The sequence below is a fragment of the Pantoea sp. SGAir0184 genome (assembly GCF_043544755.1).
The window spans coordinates 645,100-666,186 of record NZ_CP028050.1; the positions used below are offsets into that span (position 1 = coordinate 645,100).

Annotated in this window: 14 protein-coding genes; 7 read left to right on the plus strand and 7 right to left on the minus strand. The window is 59.2% G+C overall.

Annotation, left to right across the window (positions count from 1 at the left end; genetic code table 11):
* The first annotated feature begins 85 nt into the window (after window positions 1–85).
* Together C1N60_RS03015 and C1N60_RS03020 are read left to right on the plus strand one after the other, a co-directional pair.
* Entirely contained in the window at window positions 86–2,176 is a 2,091-nt protein-coding gene (locus C1N60_RS03015; RefSeq protein WP_150360415.1) for a putative bifunctional diguanylate cyclase/phosphodiesterase, read from the plus strand.
* Window positions 2,177–2,431: 255 nt separating this feature from the next.
* Complete coding sequence (locus C1N60_RS03020) at window positions 2,432–3,862, plus strand: aminotransferase-like domain-containing protein (RefSeq protein ID WP_021506715.1); 1,431 nt, start codon at window positions 2,432–2,434, stop codon at window positions 3,860–3,862.
* Window positions 3,863–3,874: 12 nt separating this feature from the next.
* Here C1N60_RS03020 and C1N60_RS03025 read toward each other — a convergent pair whose 3' ends face one another.
* The 4 genes from C1N60_RS03025 to pepA form a co-directional block, all read right to left on the minus strand.
* Window positions 3,875–4,381, minus strand: a complete 507-nt coding sequence (locus C1N60_RS03025) for a GNAT family N-acetyltransferase (RefSeq protein WP_370586218.1) — start codon at window positions 4,379–4,381, stop codon at window positions 3,875–3,877.
* A gap of 63 nt (window positions 4,382–4,444) precedes the next feature.
* Entirely contained in the window at window positions 4,445–7,300 is a 2,856-nt protein-coding gene (locus tag C1N60_RS03030) for a valine--tRNA ligase (RefSeq protein WP_058776584.1), read from the minus strand.
* Window positions 7,301–7,305: 5 nt separating this feature from the next.
* Window positions 7,306–7,764 carry a DNA polymerase III subunit chi gene (locus tag C1N60_RS03035; RefSeq protein WP_058757215.1) on the minus strand — a complete coding sequence of 153 codons (459 nt, stop codon included), beginning with the start codon at window positions 7,762–7,764 and terminating at the stop codon, window positions 7,306–7,308.
* Window positions 7,765–8,099: 335 nt separating this feature from the next.
* Window positions 8,100–9,611, minus strand: a complete 1,512-nt coding sequence (gene pepA, locus C1N60_RS03040; protein WP_021506719.1) for a leucyl aminopeptidase — start codon at window positions 9,609–9,611, stop codon at window positions 8,100–8,102.
* Window positions 9,612–9,878: 267 nt separating this feature from the next.
* Between pepA and lptF the strand changes: the two genes are divergently transcribed.
* Entirely contained in the window at window positions 9,879–10,979 is a 1,101-nt protein-coding gene (gene lptF / locus C1N60_RS03045) for an LPS export ABC transporter permease LptF (RefSeq protein WP_031279533.1), read from the plus strand.
* The gene (gene lptG / locus C1N60_RS03050; RefSeq protein WP_021506721.1) at window positions 10,979–12,055 is read left to right on the plus strand and encodes an LPS export ABC transporter permease LptG; all 1,077 of its coding nucleotides are present in this window, start codon (window positions 10,979–10,981) and stop codon (window positions 12,053–12,055) included. Before lptF ends, lptG begins: the two co-directional genes overlap by 1 nt.
* A 115-nt stretch (window positions 12,056–12,170) precedes the next feature.
* On the opposite strand, the gene C1N60_RS03055 is transcribed toward lptG, so the two are convergent.
* The 3 genes from C1N60_RS03055 to C1N60_RS03065 all read right to left on the minus strand — a co-directional run bounded on the left by C1N60_RS03055 (window position 12,171) and on the right by C1N60_RS03065 (window position 16,716).
* Complete coding sequence (locus C1N60_RS03055) at window positions 12,171–13,448, minus strand: DUF445 domain-containing protein (RefSeq protein WP_394521377.1); 1,278 nt, start codon at window positions 13,446–13,448, stop codon at window positions 12,171–12,173.
* A gap of 23 nt (window positions 13,449–13,471) precedes the next feature.
* Complete coding sequence (locus C1N60_RS03060) at window positions 13,472–14,974, minus strand: helicase HerA-like C-terminal domain-containing protein (protein WP_058757213.1); 1,503 nt, start codon at window positions 14,972–14,974, stop codon at window positions 13,472–13,474.
* Window positions 14,975–15,141: 167 nt separating this feature from the next.
* The gene (locus tag C1N60_RS03065; protein WP_394521378.1) at window positions 15,142–16,716 is read right to left on the minus strand and encodes an ABC transporter substrate-binding protein; all 1,575 of its coding nucleotides are present in this window, start codon (window positions 16,714–16,716) and stop codon (window positions 15,142–15,144) included.
* Window positions 16,717–17,241: 525 nt separating this feature from the next.
* Between C1N60_RS03065 and C1N60_RS03070 the strand changes: the two genes are divergently transcribed.
* From C1N60_RS03070 to C1N60_RS03080, 3 genes are read left to right on the plus strand one after another with little or no spacing between them, the layout of a single operon-like run.
* Window positions 17,242–17,973, plus strand: a complete 732-nt coding sequence (locus tag C1N60_RS03070) for a gluconate 2-dehydrogenase subunit 3 family protein (RefSeq protein WP_031279537.1) — start codon at window positions 17,242–17,244, stop codon at window positions 17,971–17,973.
* A 32-nt stretch (window positions 17,974–18,005) separates the two neighbouring features.
* Window positions 18,006–19,775 carry a GMC family oxidoreductase gene (locus tag C1N60_RS03075; RefSeq protein ID WP_021506726.1) on the plus strand — a complete coding sequence of 590 codons (1,770 nt, stop codon included), beginning with the start codon at window positions 18,006–18,008 and terminating at the stop codon, window positions 19,773–19,775.
* Window positions 19,776–19,779: 4 nt separating this feature from the next.
* Window positions 19,780–21,030, plus strand: a complete 1,251-nt coding sequence (locus tag C1N60_RS03080; protein WP_058776587.1) for a c-type cytochrome — start codon at window positions 19,780–19,782, stop codon at window positions 21,028–21,030.
* The last annotated feature ends 57 nt before the right edge of the window (window positions 21,031–21,087 follow it).

Below are 21,087 nucleotides of genomic sequence, written 5' to 3' on the forward strand. Positions count from 1 at the left end.
TTTCAATTATAAAACCAACATTTTCTTTTTCATTTCAACAACACCACAGCTGACTTAACACAGCTTTTTTATATGGGAAATCACTATGTTAGTGACTTCGTACGATGCGTTTACCGTTATCGTTTCGATACTGGTAGCGATGCTGGCCTCGTTTACCGCGCTGGATATGGCGGGGCGCGTCGCTTCCTCCACCGGTCGGGTGGCGCTGGTCTGGCTGCTGGGCGGCGGTTTCGCCATGGGCGTGGGCATCTGGGCCATGCACTTTATCGGCATGCTGTCGATGAGCCTGGATATGGTGATGAGCTACGATCCGCTGCTCACCGCCGCCTCAATGGTGGTGGCGATTCTTGCCTCCATCTTTGCCCTGTGGCTGGTTTGCTCGTCCGGCGACTTGCCGTGGCGACGGCTGCTGGGCGGCGCGCTGGTACTGGGTTCCGGCGTGGTGGCGATGCACTACACCGGCATGGCAGCGCTGATGTTTGAGCCGGGCATCAGCTGGAACTGGGGCTGGATTGCGGTTTCGGTGCTGATTGCGCTGGTGGCTTCCGGTGCCGCGCTGTGGCTGGCGTTCAACCTGCGCGAAGGGCATGGCCGCGTCACGCTACTGCGCGTCGGGGCGGCCGTGGTGATGGGCTGCGCCATTGCCGGCATGCACTATACCGGCATGGCGGCAGCGAACTTTCCGATGCACAGTCACGCCACGCATCACGGCGTGAACAGCGACTGGCTGGCGATGCTGGTCACGGTGGTGACGCTGGCGATCCTCGGCATTACGCTGCTGGTTTCGATGCTCGACGCGCGCATGCAGGCGCGCACCTCGATCCTCGCGCGTTCACTGGCGGAGGCCAACCGCGAGCTGGCGCAACTGGCGCTGCACGATAACCTGACGCGACTGCCGAACCGCATCCTGCTGGAGGATCGCCTCGAGCAGGCGATCAACAAGGCCAACCGCGAGCGCTCGCAGTTTGCGCTGATGTTTATGGATCTCGACGGTTTCAAAGCGGTCAACGATGCTTTTGGTCACCACGTCGGCGATAACCTGCTGATTGCGGTAACCGAGCGCATGACCGACCAGATGAAAGGGCATTACACGCTGGCGCGGCTGGGTGGTGACGAGTTCGTGCTGCTGATTGAGATCGGCGATCCCAACGATGCCGCCGCGGTGGCGGATGCGCTGGTAAAAGCCGTGGATCGCCCGTTTAGCGTGTCACGCTACGAGCTGATGGTGTCGCTGAGTATCGGCATCGCCGTTTATCCTGGTGATGGCAAGGACGAGCGCGAGCTGATGTTTAACGCCGACGCCGCGATGTATCACACCAAGAACAACGGCCGCAACGGCTACAACTTCTTCCAGCCGTCCATGAACACGCTGGCGCAGTCGCAGCTGCAGCTTAATAACGACCTGTGGCAGGCGCTGGATAGCAACGAGCTGCGTCTGTTCTATCAGCCTAAGTACTGCGCGCCGAGCGGGCCGATCATTGGCTTCGAAGCGCTGCTGCGCTGGCAGCACCCGACGCGCGGCCTGCTGACGCCGGACAAGTTTTTGCCGATTGCCGAGAAGACTGGCATGATCATTAATATCGGCAACTGGGTGATCAACGAGGCCTGCCGCCAGCTGCACATCTGGCATCAGCAGGGCCATCCGCACTGGTCGGTGGCGGTGAACCTCTCTGCCTTGCAGTTTGAGCAGTGCAACCTGGTCGACACCGTGACGCAGGCGCTGGAACAGCACCAGATCCCGGCAGAGCTGCTGACGCTGGAAGTCACCGAAACCACGGCGATGCGCGATCCGGAAGAGAGCGTGCGCATTCTCACCGAGCTGACCAGCATGGGGGTCAAAGCCTCGATTGATGACTTCGGCACCGGCTACTCCAGCCTGTTGTATCTCAAGCGCTTACCGGCCAGCGAGCTGAAAATCGACCGCGCTTTTGTTAACGAGCTGCAGGCGAAATCGGAAGACGCAACCATCGTCTCCGCCATCGTCGCACTGGCGCAGTCGCTGGATCTCAAAGTGGTGGCCGAAGGCGTGGAAACTCAGGATCAGCAGGCGTTCCTCACCGGGCTCGGCTGCGACACCCTGCAGGGCTTCCTGCTGGGCAAACCGCTACCGCCAGAGCGCATCAGCGAGCTACCGGATTTTGTGAAGGACAAACCCGCGGCGCTGACGGCGGAGTAGGGGCATAGCGGCAGAGCATTCCCCCTCTCCCGCGTGCGCGCAGTGTGTCTTTTCTCCCTCTCCCGCGTGCGGGAGAGGGCCGGGGTGAGGGCCAGACCGCACCCAACCCAACAAAAAGCCGCAGCATCCCTGACACCTTCGCTCAGCTTCCAGTCGTACGGTGCAACATCAGTTCTGAATGTCTCTGAGGACGCGATATCCTCTCCGAACCAATCCATGTAAACTGGCGCGCGACATTTCCGCAGCGGAGGCGCCATGGCCAAATACCAGCAGCTGGTAGATCAGCTACGTACGCAAATCGAAGCACGCATCTGGCCGCCGGGTGAAAAGCTGCCGTCGCTGCGCCAGCAGGCGGAGCAGAGCGGGTTGAGCCTGATGACGGTGATGCACGCTTACGAAGTGCTGGAGAGCCAGGGCTGGATTGTGTCGAAGCCGCAGTCGGGCTACTACGTGGCACCGCGCGCGGCGGAGAGCCGTCCGCGTTTGCCAACCCAGGCGATCGCTAAAACCGATCAGGCCGATACCAACAGCTTCGTGTTCGATGTGCTGCAGGCGACGCGCGATCCGGCCATCATGCCGTTTGGTTCTGCTTTCCCCGATCCGGAACTGTTTCCCCAGCGCCAGCTGATGCGCTCGCTGGTGAAGGTCTCGCACAATCTTAAACCCACCGATGCCCTGAATAATCTGCCGCCCGGTAATGAAGCGCTGCGAAAAATCCTCGCCCAGCGTTATGCGCAGCAGGGTATTACGCTGTCGCCGGATGACATCGTCATTACCAATGGTGCGATGGAAGCGCTGAATCTCAGCCTGCAGGCGGTGACCGAACCGGGCGACTGGGTGGTGATCGAGAACCCTTCCTTTTATGGCGCGTTGCAGGCGATTGAACGGCTCAAGCTGAACGCGATAGCTATCGCCAGCGATGTGGAGCAGGGCATCGATCTGGATGAGCTGGAGCAGGCGCTGCAGCGCTGGCCGGTGAAAGCCTGCTGGCTGATGACCAACCGGCAGAATCCGCTCGGCTTCACGCTTAGCGCCGGGCGCAAACAGCAGCTGGTGGCACTGCTGACGCGTTATCAGGTGGCGATGATAGAGGACGACGTCTACAGCGACCTGTATCACGGCCACGATAAGCCGTTGCCAGCCAGAGCGTTCGACCGCGAGGGTTACGTGCTGCACTGCGGCAGCTTTTCGAAAAATCTGGTGGCGGGATTTCGCGTGGGCTGGGTCGCGGCGGGGCGCTATGCGCAGCGCGTGCAGCGCATTCAGATGATGAGTACGCTCTCGACCAGCGCGCCGATGCAGCTGGCGCTGGCGGATTTTCTCAGCACCCGCAGCTACGATACGCATCTGAAAAAGCTGCGTCAGACGCTGGCGAAGCGCAAACAGCTGGCACAGCAGGCTCTACGCCGCGTGCTGCCCGCCGAGGCGCACATCAGCGATACGCCCGGTGGCTACTTTTTGTGGATTACCTTGCCGGAGCAGATTAACGCCACGCAGCTGTATCATCTGGCGCTACAGCAGGGCATCAGTATTGCGCCGGGCCAGCTGTTTTCCAGCAGCGAGAGTTTTAGCCACTGCTTCCGCTTCAACACCGCCTGGCCGTGGGATGCACGCGCTGAGGCGGCGGTAGAGACGCTGGGGGCGTTGATTGGTCAGCTGGCGCAGGGCGTTGCGGTAGAGAAGTGAGTGGTTTTTCCCTCACAACACCCGCAGCATTCTCACTTCGCAATCCACGTGGCCGGTACAGCCCATCGCGTCCGCAATCTGTTCAAAGCCCAGCGACTGATAGAGCTTAATGGCGCGCGTCAGGCTGCCGGTGGTCTCCAGGTAGCAGCGCCGGAACCCGCGCTGGCGGGCAAAATCCATTGCGCGCAGCGCCAGTTCGCGCGCTAAACCCAGCCCGCGCACCGACGGCAGGAAATACATCTTCTGCAACTCACAGATATCCGGTGCGCTGCAGGCGAGCGGTGCCACGCCGCCGCCGCCGACCACCTGACCTTCATGCTCCACGATCCAGTAGGCGCTGTCCGCCGCACTGTACAGCTCAAACAACCGATCGAGCTGCGGGTCGGACACGGTATAACCTTTATCCGCCGTCAGGCCGAACTCGGCGGAGACATCGCGGATCACCTGCGCAATCCGCGGATTATCGGCGGCGACAATCGGGCGCACCTGCAGGTTAAGTGGCGTGGCGGTGGTCATCATAATCTTCCGATAGAAAAAAGCCGGGCAGTGCCCGGCTTCGATTAAGCGTCAGGACTGAAGCGCTTACAATGCCGCAATCACGCCCTGCTGTTCAATCAGTTTTGCTTTTGATTGCTCCAGCTCGGCTACGCGCTCGCGCTCTTTCGCCACCACCGCTTCTGGTGCGCGCGATACAAAGCCTTCGTTAGCCAGTTTGGTCTGAATCTTCTCGATCTCGACATCCAGCTTCACCAGCTCTTTCGCCAGACGCTCCAGCTCGGCTTCCTTGTTGACCAGATCTGCCATCGGGATCAGCAGCTCTGCGCCATCAACAATCTTGGTCACCGAGACCGGACCTTTCTCGCCGGCTGGCAGAATGGTCAGGCTCTCCAGACGCGCCAGGCGCGACAGGAAGTTGCGGTTCTCTTCAACACGACGCTGCGCCGCCGGCGAGCAGTCGCGCAGCAGCACGTCGAGCGGCTTGCTCGGCGCGATGTTCATTTCGGCACGGATATTACGCACCGCCACAATCGCCTGCTTCATCCACTCGATATCGGCCTTCGCTTCCGCGTCTTCCTTCGCCGCGTCATACTGCGGGAACGGCTGCAGCATGATGGTATCGTGGTCGATGTTCTTCAGCACTTTCACGCGCTGCCAGATGGTCTCGGTAATGAATGGGATGATCGGATGCGCCAGGCGCAGCAACGCTTCCAGCACCGTCACCAGCGTGTTGCGCGTGCCGCGCAGCTCCGCTTCGCTGCCGCTGTTCATCACCGGCTTGGTCAGCTCCAGGTACCAGTCACAGAACTGGTTCCAGGTGAAGTCGTACAGAATGTTAGCAGCGATATCAAAGCGATAGCTATCCAGCGCTTCGCGGTACGCTTTCACGGTGCTGTTGAATTCCGTCAGAATCCAGCGATCCGCCAGCGACAGCTTCAGCTCGCCGCCGTTCTGGCCGCAATCCTGATCTTCGGTGTTCATCAGCACGAAGCGGCTGGCGTTCCACAGCTTGTTACAGAAGTTGCGGTAGCCTTCCAGGCGTTTCATATCCCAGTTGATGTCACGACCGGTGGACGCCAGCGCGGCGAGGGTGAAGCGCAGCGCATCGGTGCCGGAAGGCACGATACCGTCCGGGAACTGCTTCTCGGTGCGTTTGCGAATCTTCTCAGCCAGCTGCGGCTGCATCATGTTGCCGGTGCGTTTCTCCAGCAGATCTTCCAGCGAAATGCCGTCCACCATATCCAGCGGATCGATGACGTTGCCTTTCGACTTGGACATCTTCTGGCCTTCTTCATCGCGGATCAAACCAGTCATGTAGACGGTTTTAAACGGTACCTGCGGCTTGCCGTTCTCATCTTTGATGAAGTGCATGGTCAGCATGATCATGCGCGCAATCCAGAAGAAGATGATGTCGAAGCCGCTCACCAGCACGCTGGTAGGATGGAAGGTGCGCAGCGCTTCGGTATTCTCCGGCCAGCCCAGCGTAGAGAATGTCCACAGGCCGGAAGAGAACCAGGTATCAAGCACGTCGTCATCCTGGCGCAGCGTCACGTCGGTGGCCAGATTGTTTTCCTGACGCACTTCTTCTTCGCTGCGGCCAACATAGACGTTACCGTTGTTGTCGTACCAGGCCGGAATGCGGTGGCCCCACCACAGCTGACGTGAGATGCACCAGTCCTGGATGTCGCGCATCCACGAGAAGTACATGTTTTCATATTGCTTCGGCACAAACTGGATATCGCCGTTTTCTACCGCTTCCACCGCGACTTTCGCCAGCGGTGCCGTGCGTACGTACCACTGATCGGTCAGCATCGGCTCGATCACCACGCCGCCGCGGTCGCCGTACGGCACCGTCAGATCGTGTGGTTTGATTTCGTCGAGCAGGCCGAGCTCGTCAACGGCGGCGACAATCGCTTTACGCGCGGCGAAACGCTCCATCTTCTGGAACTGCGGCGGAATTTCATCGGAACAGGCATCGCTGACTTCACCGTTGGTGTCGAACACTTCCGCACGCTCGCGGATGTCGCCATCAAAGGTCAGGATGTTGATCATCGGCAGCTTGTGACGACGGCCCACTTCGTAGTCGTTGAAGTCGTGCGCCGGGGTGATCTTCACGCAGCCGGTGCCTTTCTCCATATCGGCGTGTTCGTCGCCGACGATCGGAATACGACGGTTCACCAGCGGCAGGATCACCTCTTTGCCGATCAGATCTTTATAACGTGGATCTTCCGGGTTGACCGCCACGCCGGTATCGCCCAGCAGGGTTTCCGGACGGGTGGTGGCCACCACCAGGTAATCTTTGCCTTCGGCAGTTTTCACGCCGTCCGCCAGCGGATAGCGAATGTGCCACATTGAGCCTTTGCTCTCGCGGTTTTCCACTTCGAGATCAGAGATCGCCGTGCGCAGTTTCGGGTCCCAGTTCACCAGGCGCTTGCCACGGTAAATCAGGTTTTCTTTGTACAGACGGACGAAGACTTCTTTCACCGCGTTGGACAGGCCTTCATCCATGGTGAAGCGCTCGCGCTCCCAGTCAACCGAGTTGCCAAGGCGACGCATCTGGCGGGTGATGGTGCCGCCGGATTCAGCCTTCCACTGCCAGATTTTTTCGATAAAGGCGTCACGACCGTAATCCTGACGCGTTTTGCCCTCTTCAGCGGCGATCTTGCGCTCAACCACCATCTGCGTGGCGATACCGGCGTGGTCCGTACCTGCCTGCCACAGGGTGTTTTTACCCTGCATGCGCTGGTAGCGGATCATGGTATCCATGATGGTTTGCTGGAAGGCGTGACCCATATGCAAGCTACCGGTGACGTTCGGCGGCGGGATCATGATGCAAAAGCTTTCCTGGCTGGTATCGCCATTCGGTTTGAAGTAGCCCTGCTGTTCCCAGTGCTCGTAGAGCGGCTGCTCGATATCTTGCGGGTTATATGTCTTTTCCATATCTGCTATGTCGTTTGCGGCGGGGGTGGCGTCGCCGTATTCAATTGGAAACCAACGCTGCGATACGCTTTATAGCGGTCACGCGCCAGTTGTTTCAGGGATTCTTCATAAGGTACGAAGTCTATCACTTCATGGAAACCGGTAGCAAAATCTGCAAACTGCGGCAGCAGGCTGATCAGCAGATCGCGCGGCGCACTGCCGCGTCGCTGCGGCCAGGCCAGCTCAACCGGCGCGCCGTAGCGCGGGCCTTCGCCGGCCAGATTGTGCGGCACAAAGGCGTTGGCCGGACGCTGCCACAGTGCTTCATCCAGCCGATTGGCCTGCTGTTCATCTTCGCAGGCAATCAGGATGCGCTTACCGTCTCGCCAGCGGCTGGCGGCCAACTCGCACACCAGCGCTTCGATGGCGCTTAAGCCGTCGCTGGCGCTTTCAGACTCCATCACGAAGAAGGTGGCGTTTTTCATGGCAGGTTATTTCCATCAATGACAGTGGGGCGCATTGTGCGACAGTAAGATTGCGGCGTCCAATAATAAGGTCGCCATCAACGGCGACCCTGTAAACCGTGCGGCTGATAATCAGGTCGCCGTGAACGGCGACCCTACACCGTAGGGTGCGCAGTGATACGTATCATTACACCCGTAGGGTGCGCATTCATGCGCACCGTTCCAATGGCCGCACGGTATTTAACGCATTTATACGCACCATCACACCCGTAGGGTGCGCATTCATGCGCACCGTTCCAATGGCCGCACGGCGTCAAACGCATTCATACGTACCGTTGCAGCATTCGCCCCGGCTCTTAATCGTCGCCGTTCAGGCCAGCGCGGTTCAGCAGGAACTGCGACAGCAGCGGCACCGGACGGCCGGTCGCGCCTTTGGCTTTGCCGGAGCGCCAGGCGGTGCCGGCGATATCCAGGTGCGCCCAGTTAAACTTGCGCGCAAAGCGTGCCAGGAAGCAGGCGGCGGTAATTGCGCCGCCCGGCCGGCCACCGATATTGGCCATATCGGCAAAGTTGGATTCCAGCTGCTCCTGATACTCATCGGCCATCGGCAGACGCCACGCGCGGTCGCCCGACTGCTCTGACGCGCTGATCAGCTCGTGCGCCAGCGGATTGTGGTTCGACATCAACCCGCTGACGTGATGGCCCAGCGCAATCACGCAGGCGCCGGTCAGGGTAGCGACGTCAATCACCACTTCCGGATCGAAGCGCTCAACGTAGGTCAGCGCATCGCACAGCACCAGGCGGCCCTCGGCATCGGTATTCAGCACTTCAACCGTCTGGCCGGACATGGTGGTCAGCACGTCGCCCGGACGCATCGCGCGCCCGTCCGGCATGTTCTCACAGCCCACCAGCACGCCGACCACATTCAGCGGCAGATTCAGCTCCGCCACCATGCGCATCACGCCGTACACCGACGCCGCGCCGCACATGTCATATTTCATCTCATCCATCGCCTCGGCAGGCTTGATGGAGATGCCGCCGGAGTCAAAGGTCAGCCCTTTGCCCACCAGCACGATAGGGCGCGCATCGGCGTCGCTGCTGCCTTTGTACTCAATCACCGACATCAGCGACTCGTTGTGCGAACCGGCACCGACCGCCAGATAGGCGTTCATGCCCAGCTCTTTCATCTGCTGTTCGCCAATCACGCGGGTGGTAACGTTTTTGCTGTACGCATCGGCCAGCTGACGTGCCTGCGACGCCAGATACGCGGCGTTACAAATATTCGGCGGCATATTGCTCAGGTCTTTCGCCGCTTTGACGCCGGCGGCAACGGCCAGACCGTGCTGAATAGCGCGCTCACCGCTGGTCAGCTCACGGCGGGTCGGCACGTTGAACACCAGCTTGCGCAGCGGACGGCGCGGCTCAACTTTGTTGCTTTTCAGCTGGTCGAAGTTGTACAGCGCCTCTTTAGAGGTTTCTACCGCCTGGCGCACTTTCCAGTAGGTATTGCGCCCTTTAACGTGCAGTTCGGTCAGGAAGCACACCGCTTCCATCGAACCGGTGTCGTTCAGGGTATTGATGGTTTTCTGAATCACCTGTTTGTACTGGCGCTCATCCAGCTCACGCTCTTTACCACAGCCGATCAGCAGGATACGTTCGGACAGGATATTTGGCACATGGTGCAGCAGCAGCGTCTGGCCCACTTTGCCCTCCAGCTCACCGCGGCGCAGCAGCGCGCTGATGTAGCCATCGCTGATCTTATCCAGCTGCTCGGCAATCGGTGACAGACGACGCGGTTCGAAAACGCCAACCACAATGCAGGCGCTGCGCTGTTTTTCCGGGCTACCGCTTTTTACACTGAACTCCATGCACTCTCCTGAATCTTAAAGACAACGGCCTTAGCTGTCGTTAGAATGTAGCGCGTTCGTAACCCATTAATTTGTTGCGACGCCATGACAATTTAACGCCGGCGGCCATAATGAGTGGGGTGACAATGTGTTGTTTTTTCACCACCCTAACGCGTTCGTCATACTATTTTAGCTACCATGACGGCCATTGATGAAGAAAAATGGCTGATAAGCGTTGAAACTAGCGATTTTCCTGCAAAAAGACAAGTTTTCACAGGCGTACTAAGCGTGATCATCATTAGATATCTGGTTCGGGAAACGCTCAAAAGCCAGCTGGCTATCCTGTTCATCCTGCTACTTATCTTCTTTTGTCAGAAGTTAGTCAGGATTTTGGGTGCGGCGGTGGATGGCGAAATCCCAACAAATCTGGTTCTGACATTGTTAGGACTTGGCGTGCCTGAAATGGCACAACTTATCCTGCCCCTAAGCTTGTTTCTGGCGATTTTAATGACCCTTGGGCGGCTGTACACCGAAAGTGAAATCACGGTGATGCACGCCTGCGGGCTGGGTAAAGGCGTCCTGATTAAAGCGGCGATGATCCTGATGCTGTTCACCTCGCTGGTGGCGGCGGTCAACGTGATCTGGCTTGGCCCGTGGTCCTCGCGTTATCAGGATGAAGTGACACAAAATGCCAAAGCCAACCCGGGCGCGGCAGCGCTGGCGGCGGGGCAGTTCCAGACCTCCAGCGACGGCAATACCGTGCTGTTCGTCGAAGACGTGAAAGGCAACAAGTTCGGCAGCGTGTTCCTGGCGCAACTGCGGCCGAAGGGCAATGCACGGCCATCGGTAGTGCTGGCCGACAGCGGTCACATGGAGCAGCACAAAGATGGCTCGCAGACCGTAACGCTGGACAAAGGCACGCGCTTTGAAGGCACGGCGCTGCTGCGTGACTTCCGTATTACCGACTTCGTCAATTATCAGGCGCTGGTGGGATACAAAGAGGCGGTGCTCGATCCCAACGATGCCGATCAGGCCGATATCAGCACGCTGATAAAAACCAAAACGCCACAGTTCCAGGCGGAGCTGCACTGGCGTCTAACGCTGGTGTTCGCTGTGCTGGTGATGGCGCTGATGGTGGTGCCGCTCAGCGTGGTTAACCCGCGTCAGGGCCGCGTGCTGTCGATGCTGCCGGCAATGTTGCTCTACCTGATCTTCTTCCTGCTGCAGAGCTCACTGCGCTCTAACGCGGCGAAAGGCCGGTTTGATCCGGCGATCTGGATGTGGGTGGTCAACCTGGCGTATCTGGCGCTGGCGGTGGCGCTCAACGTATGGGATACCGTGCCGATGCGCCGTTTCCGCGCGCGCTTTAGCCGTGGAGGATCCGTGTGATGTTTAAGGTCCTTGACCGCTATATCGGCAAAACCATCTTCAACACCATCATGATGACGCTGTTCATGCTGGTGTCGCTGTCGGGCATCATTAAGTTCGTTGATCAGCTGCGTAAAACCGGGCAGGGCGCGTATACCGCGCTGGATGCCGGTTACTACACGCTGCTCAGCGTGCCGAAAGATATCGAGATCTTCTTCCCGATGGCGGCACTGCTGGGCGCGCTGCTGGGGCTGGGCACGCTGGCGCAGCGCAGCGAACTGGTGGTGATGCAGGCCTCCGGCTTTACCCGTCTGCAGGTGGCGCTGGCGGTAATGAAAACCGCGATTCCGCTGGTGCTGCTGACCATGGCGGTGGGCGAGTTTGTCGCCCCGCAGGGCGAGCAGATGGCGCGTAACTACCGGGCGCAGCAGCTATACGGCGGCTCGCTGGTCTCGACGCAAAACGGCCTGTGGGCGAAAGACGGCAACGATTTTATCTACATTGAGCGCATTAAAGGCGACAACGAGATCGACGGCGTCAGTATCTATCGCTTCACCGACCAGCGACGTCTGCTGAGCGTGCGCTATGCCGCCACCGCAGTCTGGAATAAAGATCGCAAACTGTGGGAGCTGTCGCAGGTGGATGAGTCAGACCTGAAAGATCCGAAGCAGATTACCGGTTCACAGAGCCTGAGCGGCGAATGGAAAACCAATCTGACGCCAGACAAGCTGGGCGTGGTGGCGCTGGACCCGGACGCGCTGTCGATCAGCGGTCTGTATAACTACAGCAAATATCTCAAACAGAGCGGCCAGGAATCCGGGCGCTACCTGCTGAATATGTGGGGCAAAATCTTCCAGCCGCTGTCGGTGGCGGTGATGATGCTGATGGCGCTGTCGTTTATCTTTGGTCCGCTGCGAAGCGTATCGATGGGCGTGCGCGTGGTCACCGGCATCAGCTTTGGCTTCCTGTTCTACGTGCTGGATCAGATCTTCGGGCCACTGAGTCTGGTGTACGGTTTACCGCCGGTGCTAGGCGCGATTCTGCCAAGCGGCGCGTTCTTCGCCATCAGTTTGTACCTGTTGCTGAAGCGGCGGTAGTGATGGTTGCAGGGGCGCGATTCAGGGCGCCCCTGTCATTCCCGCACCGTTACCGTAGGGTCGCCATTCATGGCGACCTTTTTTATTCATGGCGACCAGGTCGATGCCCGCACCGTTAGCGCAACGTCTGCACCCAGCCCGGCAGCTGCGACAGCAAAAACAGCACCAGGCCAATGGTACCGCCCACCAGCGTGCCGTTGATGCGGATAAACTGCAAATCACGGCCAATGTTCAGCTCAATCTGTTGCGACATCTCGCGCGCATCCCAGCTTTTCACCGTATCGCTGATGTGACGGGTGAGAAACGCCGCAAACTCCGGCGCGACACTGCGCGCAGCGTCTTCCAGATGCTGATTCATTGAAGTACGCAGTGCTTCATCGGCGGCGAGCGTTTCGCCCAGCCACAGCGCCGCCAGCCGCACCCGCTCCTGCACGCGCGAATCGTCACTGTTGAGGTCGCTCTTCAGCCAGCGGCGCAGGTCCTGCCACAGCTCGCCGATATAACGGTTGAACGACTCATCCTCTTTCAGCCAGTGTTTGAGGGTCTCAGCCCGTTCGGCCATCTCCGGATCGCTTTTCAGCCGCTCTATCAGGCGCTGTACCGCGCGGTTAAAACCGAGGCGAAATTCGTGGCCCTGGTCGCGCGCCACTTCATCGAGAATCGAATCCACCGCGTTGGCGACCAGCTCGGCGCTGTGTTCGCCCAGCCATTCGGTCGGCAGCACTTTGGCTTTGATCGGATGTTCGCGTTTCAGCCAGCGCACAATCTGCAGCGCGATAAACTCGCGCGTGCCGGGTTTGTGCAGCAGACGCAGCAGCTGTTGCACTGCAGCGTCCAGCAGCTCCTGATGGCGATTGTTTTTGGTCAGGCTGTCCAGCAGCAGCGCGCTGGACTGGGTCAGATCGACCTTATCCAGTGCGCGATGCACCGCGCGGCGCAAAAAGCGCTGAATACGCTGATCGTCAGTAAGATCGAGGAAACCGCGCATCACCTGCAGCAGATGGCGGCCAATGCGATCGGCGTTGCCCGGCGTATTGAGCCACTGCGCCAGCAGCTGTGACGGATCGTGGCGGCGAATCAGTGCCAGCAGCGAATCGGTATCGAGAAACTTCTCCTGCACGAAGCGGCCAAGATTCTCGCCGATGCGATCTTTGTTGCGTGGAATAATTGCCGTATGGCGCGAGATGAACGGTACCGGCACGCGACGAAACAGCGCCACCACCGCAAACCAGTCGGCCAGCGCGCCGACCATCGCCGCTTCGGCAATCGCCTTCAGCCCCAGCACCCAGAACGTGGGCGGCAGAAACAGCGTCACGACAAAGGTCGCGGCGGCAATCAGCAGCAGCGACAGGGCCAGACGCTTGCTCCGTTTTAATTGTTGATATTTATCCATACCACGATCATAGCAGAGGGCGATTAACGGCGGCGTCCACCGAGCAGACTGCCCAGCACGCCGCGGATGATCTGATTAGTCACCTGGCGCGCCGCGCTTTTCGCCACGCTCTGTACCACGCCGTCGCGCTTGCCGCCGCGCGGCCCGGTGCTGCCGAACAGAATCTCTTTCAGCCCACCCAGAATGCCGTCATCCACCGCCACGCTATTGCCTTTGCTGGGCGGCGCATCGGCCTGCTGCGGCGCGGCCTGCACGCCTTGCTGTAACATTTCGAACGCCGATTCGCGATCGACGGCACTGTCGTATTTGCCGTACAGCGGCGAATGGTTGATCAGGCTGTTGCGTTCATCAGGAGTGGCCGGCCCCATGCGCGAGCCCGGCGCGATCACCATGGCGCGCTGCACCATCGACGGGCTGCCTTTCTCATCGAGGAAGGAGATCAGCGCCTCGCCGGTGCCCAACGCCTGAATCGCCTCCACGGTATTAAACGCCGGGTTGGCGCGCATCGTTTCGGCGGCGCTTTTCACCGCTTTCTGGTCTTTCGGCGTGAAGGCACGCAGCGCATGCTGCACGCGGTTACCCAACTGACCGAGCACATTATCTGGAATGTCCGCCGGATTCTGCGTGACAAAGTACACGCCAACGCCTTTCGAGCGAATCAGGCGAATCACCTGTTCCACTTTCTCCAGCAGTACCGGCGGCGCGTCGTTAAACAGCAGATGCGCTTCGTCAAAGAAGAACACCATCTTTGGTTTTTCCAGATCGCCGGCTTCCGGCAGCTGTTCATACAGTTCCGCCAGCAGCCACAGCAGGCTGGTGGCGTAGAGTTTCGGCTGCTGATAAAGCTTTTCCGCTGCCAGGATATTGATGAAGCCTTTGCCGTCAGCGTCGCAGCGCATCCAGTCACGGATATCCAGCATTGGCTCGCCAAAGAAGTGTTCGGCACCTTGCTGCTCCAGCGCCAGCAGGCCGCGCTGAATGGCGCCCACCGAGGCGCTGCTGATATTGCCGTACTGCGTCTGAAACGCTTTGGCGTTGTCACCGATGTATTGCGTCATGGCGCGCAAATCTTTGAAGTCCAGCAGCAGCAGGCCCTGATCGTCGGCGATACGGAAGATAATTTGCAGCACGCCGGACTGCACCTCGTTGAGGCTGAGCAGCCGCGCCAGCAGCAGCGGGCCGAGATCGGACACCGTTGCGCGCACCGGATGGCCCTGCTGGCCGAAGATATCCCACAGCATCACCGGATTTTTCTGCGCCTGCCAGTCGGTGACGCCAATCTTCGCCAGCCGCGCCAGCAGCTTTTCCGAGCCGTCGCCCGCGGCCGCAATGCCGGAAAGATCGCCTTTGACATCGGCCATAAACACCGGCACGCCGATGGCGGAGAAGGATTCTGCCAGCTTTTGCAGCGTCACGGTTTTACCGGTGCCGGTCGCGCCGGTTATCAGTCCGTGACGGTTAGCCATGGCGGGCAGCAGATGCAGTTGAAGGTCAGGCGTCTGGGCGATCAGCAGTGGGGTAGTCATAATGGTTGCGCTCTCCGGCATTGCGTAATGACTCAAAGAATAGCAAGCGGTGCGCGGGAGAGAGAGGGATATTTGGGTGAAAAATAAGGGGAGTTCCGGTTGCTGCCTGCGCGATCGGCTCCTTCTCCCGCGGGCGGGAGAAGGCTGTGATGAGGGGCAGCGCGCACCTACTTCTTCTCTACCGCATCGAAAAACAGCAGGCTCACGCCGATGCCCTGCTGCACGTGGCTGACATTATTGCGCACCGCCACCTGCTGCGCGCCCTGCAGCATCACCACGAACGGCGAATCCTGCTGTACGCGCTGTTGCAGCGCGGTATACAGCGCGCGGCGCTGGCTGGCGTCGCTCTCACCGGCTGCGGTGCGCGTCTGCGCGCTCAGTTCGGGAATCTCCCAGCCGACGCGCCATGCCAGCGTTTTCGAGCCGCCCGGCACGTTATAGGCAAAGGCGCTGGCGTTGGTATTCGGATCCACATAGTCGGCGCCCCAGTAAATAAAGATCGACTGGAAATCACGTCCGCGCATTTTGCTCCACAGTTCCGATTCCGCCACCGGCTGCAGTTCAATCTGCACGTCGGCTTTGGCAAAGCTGGCCTGCAGCGCCTGCGCCACGTCGATGTACGGCGGCTGGTTGATCACCGTCAGCGAGAATTTGCTGCCGGGCCTGATACCGCCCTGCGCCAGGATCGCTTTGGCTTTGGCCACATCGTAATGGAACGGCTGATTCTCCAGCGCGCCGTCAAAGCCCTGCGGCAGGAAGCTCTGGTGAATACGGTACTGGCCTTTCAGCAGATCGCGTGAAATGGCGTTGTAATCCACCAGCCAGCGCGCCGCCTGCCACAGCGCCGGATTACCCAGCGCCGGCTGCGCTTTGTTTTGCGTATTAAACGCCAGGTAATAGACCAGGCTCGACGGGAAGGCCTCAATGCGCAACTGCTGGTCGTTTTTCAGCGCATCGATCTGGTCCGGGCCCAACTGGTATGCCACATCGACATCGCCCTGCTGAATCAGCAGGCGGCGCGCACCGGCATCGGCCACGCCTTTCAGCAGGATGCGTTTCAGCTGCGGCTGCGGGCTGGCGTGCGGATTTGCGCTCAGCACCAGCGCCTGCTGCGGCACATATTGCTGGATGCTGAATGCGCCGCTGCCCGCGGAGTGAGTGTGCAGCCAGCCGTTGCCGCTGTCGTTGGTGGTAATGTGCTGCTGCACGGTTTTGCTGTCCACCACCGAGGCCACCGGCGCGGTCAGCAGGCGCAGCGCCAGTTCCTGACCAATCTGCGCCGGCCACTGAATCTCCAGCTGATGATCGTTCACAACCCGCAGCTGGCTGGCGATGTTGTCCGCCGTCCAGCCAAACTCAGCGAGAATAAACGACGGGGCTTTGTTGAGCTGCACCGCGCGCGTCAGCGAAAACACCACGTCCTGCGCGGTCACCGGGTTACCGCTAACGAAATGCGCATCCGGTTTCAGATTGAACACCAGGCTGTGCGGCGTGCTGCCGGGCTGCCATGAGGTGGCGAGCAGCGGCGCGAGTTTTTGTGGCGCATCGCGATCGGCCTCTACCAGCGTCTGATAAATATTGCGCTGCACGCTGTTACTGACGGTCTCAAAACTTTCTGCCGGGTCGAAGCTGATAATGCCGTCGAGCGGCACGGCCACCACCAGCGTGTCTTTTGGCGTGGCGGCCTGCAGGGCAAAGGCGCTGCTGAATAAGGTGAAGAACAATAAGAGTGCTCGCATCATGATTATCCTGAGTAATTGATGCGACGACTTTATCGCTGTCGCGCTGCTGGCTAAATGCCGGTTTGTTCTGAGCTGTGCCGGAAATAACAATTAATACCGGAAATTAACTAATCGGTTATTTTGTGCGCGCGCTGTCATATTCAGGAAATAAACCGCTCAGACGTTGCGCATTGAGCCAATAAGCGGTTATTGATAAGAATAAGCTCTGGTATGGAAGTATGATTTTTTCTGATTAATTAAGCTGAGCGACTATTTCTCACGCCGATTTGTTTCAGTCATTTGCCCAGTCTCTGGCGCTAATCTCCTGGCATTTGTACGGTTAAAAGCGCAATTCCCGCTGCGAAAGCGCGTCCACAGCGCCTGGCGACTTTTCGTCAGGTTGATGGTTTCTCATCAAAACACATTTATAATTTAATGCTTACATCCTGAAATATCTGTATCCATAAGATTGCCAGCTTGTTTGCCGATTTATAAATCTATTAACAAAAATAATTCCCTTTCTTAGCAAGTGAGAGTCTTCGCGCCATGCTTTTAGAAAAACCGACCACCAGACGTAAGTTTTTACTTGGGTCGTTGCTGGCTTTGCCATTAAGCGACCTGGTTTTAAAAGGACTGACTGCAGCCCAGGCTGCGGAAATGGCAGCACCGGACCTTGCCGACTATAAACCGATCTTTTTTAGCGCTGAGGAGTGGCAATTTATTCTGGCCGCGACCGATCGCCTGATCCCCGCCGGTGGCAACGGCAAAGCGCCAGGTGCGCTGGAAACCAACGTGCCAATCTTCATTGACCAGCAGTTGCACAGCCCGGAGTTCGGCGCAGAGATCTACCTGCAGGGGCCGTTTGACGTGCACGCGCCCGCCACCATGGGCTATCAGATCCCGTTCACGCCGCAGCAGATGTATCGCACCGGCATCAAACTGGTGGAGCAGTGGACGCAGAGCACCTACCACAAAGCGTTCTCTCAGCTGACGCTGGCAGAGAAAGACGCTGTGCTGACCAAAGTGAATAAAAACGACGGTATCGACTTCGCCGCACTGGGCGAACCAAACCTGAAAGCCTCGCAGTTCTTCAGCCAGCTGCTTTCCGATACCAAACACGGCTACCTCGCTGACCCCATGTACGGCGGCAACAAAGGCATGAAAGCCTGGATCGCCATCGGCTTCCCGGGGGCACGCGCCAGCTTCACCGAGTGGGTGAAGCAGCACAACGTGCCGTATCCGCTCGGACCGGTCAGCCTGATGGGCGAACGCGCCTGAATCCCCGTATTTGGTATGTGAGACAGAAAAACATGGCACAGATTACAAAGAAAGAAGTCGACGTCGTGGTGTGCGGCCTCGGCTGGGCCGGCTCGCTGATGAGCATCGAGCTGGCAATGGCCGGTCTGGACGTGCGCGCCCTTGAGCGCGGTGGCGAGCGCGACTACCCGGATTTCGCTTACCCGAAACCGGCCGATGAGTACGCCTATAACGTGCGCAACAAAGTGTTCGCCACGCCAAAAGAAGTGGCGGTCACCGTGCGTTACAACATGGACCAGACGGCGCTGCCAACCCGCAAATGGGGCGCATTTGCTCCGGGTACCGGCGTCGGCGGCGCGGGCATGCACTGGACAGCGGTACTGATTCGCCCCACGCCCACCGATATCAAACTGAAAACCTACGTCGATCAGGCCTATAAGCCCGGCATCCTGCAGGATGACATGCGCGTGATGGATTTCCCGTTCACCTGGGATGAGATCGAGCCGTATTTCTACAAGTTTGAGCTGATTTGCGGCCAGTCGGGCACCACCGGCAACCTGCGCGGGCAAATTCTGGAAGGCGGCGATCCGTTTGAAGGCCCGCGTTCTGAGCCGTATCCGCTGCCGGCGCTGGACGATACGCTGAACAACGTGATGTTCAAAGAGGCGGCGAAGAAGCTGGGCTATCATCCGTTCCCGAACCCGTCAGCCTGCGTCTCACGCGCGTGGAAAAACCCGTACGGCAACCAGATCGCTCCCTGCAACTACTGCGGCTACTGCTCGAAATATCCGTGCCTGAACTACTCAAAAGCTTCGCCGCAGACGGCGGTGATGGATGCGCTGAAGCGCATGCCGAACTTCTCCTATGAAGTGCACGCGGAAGTGTACAAAGTGGTGCTGCACGACGACGGCAAAACCGCGAAGGGCGTGCTCTATTTTGATGCCGACGGCAACGAAGTGTTCCAGCCTGCGAAAATTGTAGTGCTCTCCAGCTTCCAGCTGTACAACGTGCGCCTGATGCTGCTGTCCGGCATCGGCAAGCCCTACAACCCGATCACCGAAGAGGGCGTCGTCGGGCGTAACTATGCGTTTCTGTCCAACGGCGGCGCCACGCTGTTCTTCAAAGACAAAAACTTCAACGCCTTCGCCACCGCTGGCGCGACCGGTCAGATGTTCAACGACATCTCGCCTGGCAACTTCGACGGTCCGGGACTTGGCTTCCTGGGCGGCGCCAAAATCCACAGTTCGCAGGCAACCGGTACGCCGATTGGCACCGCGCTGCCGAAAGGCACACCAAGCTGGGGCATGGGGTACAAAGAGGGGCTGGAGCAGTGGTACAACCATTCGATGAAGATCAGTATTACCACCACCTGCCAGTCGTACCGCGATATCTATCTGGATCTGGATCCGCACTACACCGACCATCGCGGGCAGCCGCTGCTGCGTATGACCTTTAACTGGAAACAGAACGAGCTCAAGCTGCAGCAGCACCTGAAAGGCATCGTTGGCGACATCGCCAAAGAGCTGAATCCGGACAGCATGAGCATGAGCTTCCTGCCGATGGGCGCTGACTTTGACCTGACCAAATACGTCTCTACCCACAACGTGGGCGGCGCGGTGATGGGCGACAACCCGAAAACCTCGGCGCTGAACAAGTACCTGCAAAGCTGGGATGTGCACAACGTGTTTGTGCCGGGCGGTAACGCTTTCCCGCAGAACTTCCAGGCGAACCCGACCGACACCATCGGCGCGATTACCCTGATGGCGGCGCAGGCTATCAAAGAGCACTATTTGCAGAATCCCGGCCCACTGGTACAGGCATAAGCACATGAAATTAAAATCATTGTTAATCGCTCACGCGGTGCTGCTGGGAAGCTGTGCGGTGCAGGCGCAGGCAGCAGATGACGCATCACTGATTAAAAAGGGCGAGTACCTGGCGCGCCTTGGCGACTGTATGGCGTGCCATACCGTGGCCGGCAAAGCGGATTACGCCGGCGGACTGGCGATTGAGTCGAACCTCGGCACCATTTACTCCACCAACATCACGCCGGATAAACAGCACGGCATCGGCAACTACAGCGAGCAGCAGTTCTCGGACGCGGTGCGCAAAGGCGTGCTGCCGGACGGCTCGCGCCTTTACCCGGCGATGCCGTACCCGGATTACGCCAAAATCAGCGATGAAGACCTGCACGCGCTGTACGTCTACTTCATGCAGGGCGTGAAGCCGGACAGCGAACAGCCGCCGGAAACAAAGCTGAGCTTCCCGTTCAGCCAGCGCTGGGGCATGCGTTTCTGGAACTGGGCGTTTACCTCTGACAAACCGTTCCAGCCGATTGGCGGCGCGTCGGCGGAGGTTAATCGCGGTGCTTACATCGTGGAAAGCCTCGGCCACTGCGGTAGCTGCCACACGCCGCGCGGCCTCGGCATGAACGAGAAGGCGCTGGACAGCAGCGACGATCGCTTCCTCGCCGGCGGCAGCCTGAATAACTGGGAGGTGCCGTCGCTGCGCGGTGTGCCACGCTGGAGCGAGCAGGAGATTGTCGATTATCTGCAAACCGGACGTAACGATAAAGCCGCGGTGGGCGGCGAGATGACGTCGGTGGTGGAGCACTCCAGCTCGCACATGACGGATGCCGATCTGCAAGCGATTGCCGCTTACCTGAAGTTCCTCGGTGGCAATCCGCCGCTGCAGGCGTACGACGTGCAGGCGCAGCAGAAGACCGAAGCGAAGCTGACGGCGGCGAAGAATCTGTCCGAAGGCGAGCGTCTGTATCTCGACAACTGCGGTGCCTGTCACTTTGTCACCGGCAAAGGCGCACCGGGGATCTTCCCGGAGCTGGATCAGGCCACTATCGTCAATGCGCAGGACCCCAGCGGGTTGATTCACACCATTCTGGCCGGTGCGCAGCAGCCCTCAACGGAGAAAGCGCCGTCGACGCTGGCGATGCCGCCGTTTGCGTATCGTCTGACCGATGATGAAGTGGCGCAGCTGGCCACCTTTATTCGTCAGGGCTGGAGCAACCACGCGCCGGCAGTGACGAAAGAACAGGTGGCGGATGTGCGGAAAACGCTGCACTAAAACGTAGCGGCGCGACCTGGCGCGCTGTCCTGATGGCAATGCCCGGCGTCGCGTGAT

What these genes read in the sequence shown, in the direction of transcription:
- C1N60_RS03015 (WP_150360415.1), top strand. Translation starts at nt 86, where the DNA reads ATGTTAGTGACTTCGTACGATGCGTTTACCGTTATCGTTTCGATACTG.
- C1N60_RS03020 (WP_021506715.1), top strand. Translation starts at nt 2,432, where the DNA reads ATGGCCAAATACCAGCAGCTGGTAGATCAGCTACGTACGCAAATCGAA.
- C1N60_RS03025 (WP_370586218.1), bottom strand. Translation starts at nt 4,381, where the DNA reads ATGATGACCACCGCCACGCCACTTAACCTGCAGGTGCGCCCGATTGTC.
- C1N60_RS03030 (WP_058776584.1), bottom strand. Translation starts at nt 7,300, where the DNA reads ATGGAAAAGACATATAACCCGCAAGATATCGAGCAGCCGCTCTACGAG.
- C1N60_RS03035 (WP_058757215.1), bottom strand. Translation starts at nt 7,764, where the DNA reads ATGAAAAACGCCACCTTCTTCGTGATGGAGTCTGAAAGCGCCAGCGAC.
- pepA (WP_021506719.1), bottom strand. Translation starts at nt 9,611, where the DNA reads ATGGAGTTCAGTGTAAAAAGCGGTAGCCCGGAAAAACAGCGCAGCGCC.
- lptG (WP_021506721.1), top strand. Translation starts at nt 10,979, where the DNA reads ATGTTTAAGGTCCTTGACCGCTATATCGGCAAAACCATCTTCAACACC.
- C1N60_RS03055 (WP_394521377.1), bottom strand. Translation starts at nt 13,448, where the DNA reads ATGGATAAATATCAACAATTAAAACGGAGCAAGCGTCTGGCCCTGTCG.
- C1N60_RS03060 (WP_058757213.1), bottom strand. Translation starts at nt 14,974, where the DNA reads ATGACTACCCCACTGCTGATCGCCCAGACGCCTGACCTTCAACTGCAT.
- C1N60_RS03065 (WP_394521378.1), bottom strand. Translation starts at nt 16,716, where the DNA reads ATGATGCGAGCACTCTTATTGTTCTTCACCTTATTCAGCAGCGCCTTT.
- C1N60_RS03070 (WP_031279537.1), top strand. Translation starts at nt 17,242, where the DNA reads ATGCTTTTAGAAAAACCGACCACCAGACGTAAGTTTTTACTTGGGTCG.
- C1N60_RS03075 (WP_021506726.1), top strand. Translation starts at nt 18,006, where the DNA reads ATGGCACAGATTACAAAGAAAGAAGTCGACGTCGTGGTGTGCGGCCTC.
- C1N60_RS03080 (WP_058776587.1), top strand. Translation starts at nt 19,780, where the DNA reads ATGAAATTAAAATCATTGTTAATCGCTCACGCGGTGCTGCTGGGAAGC.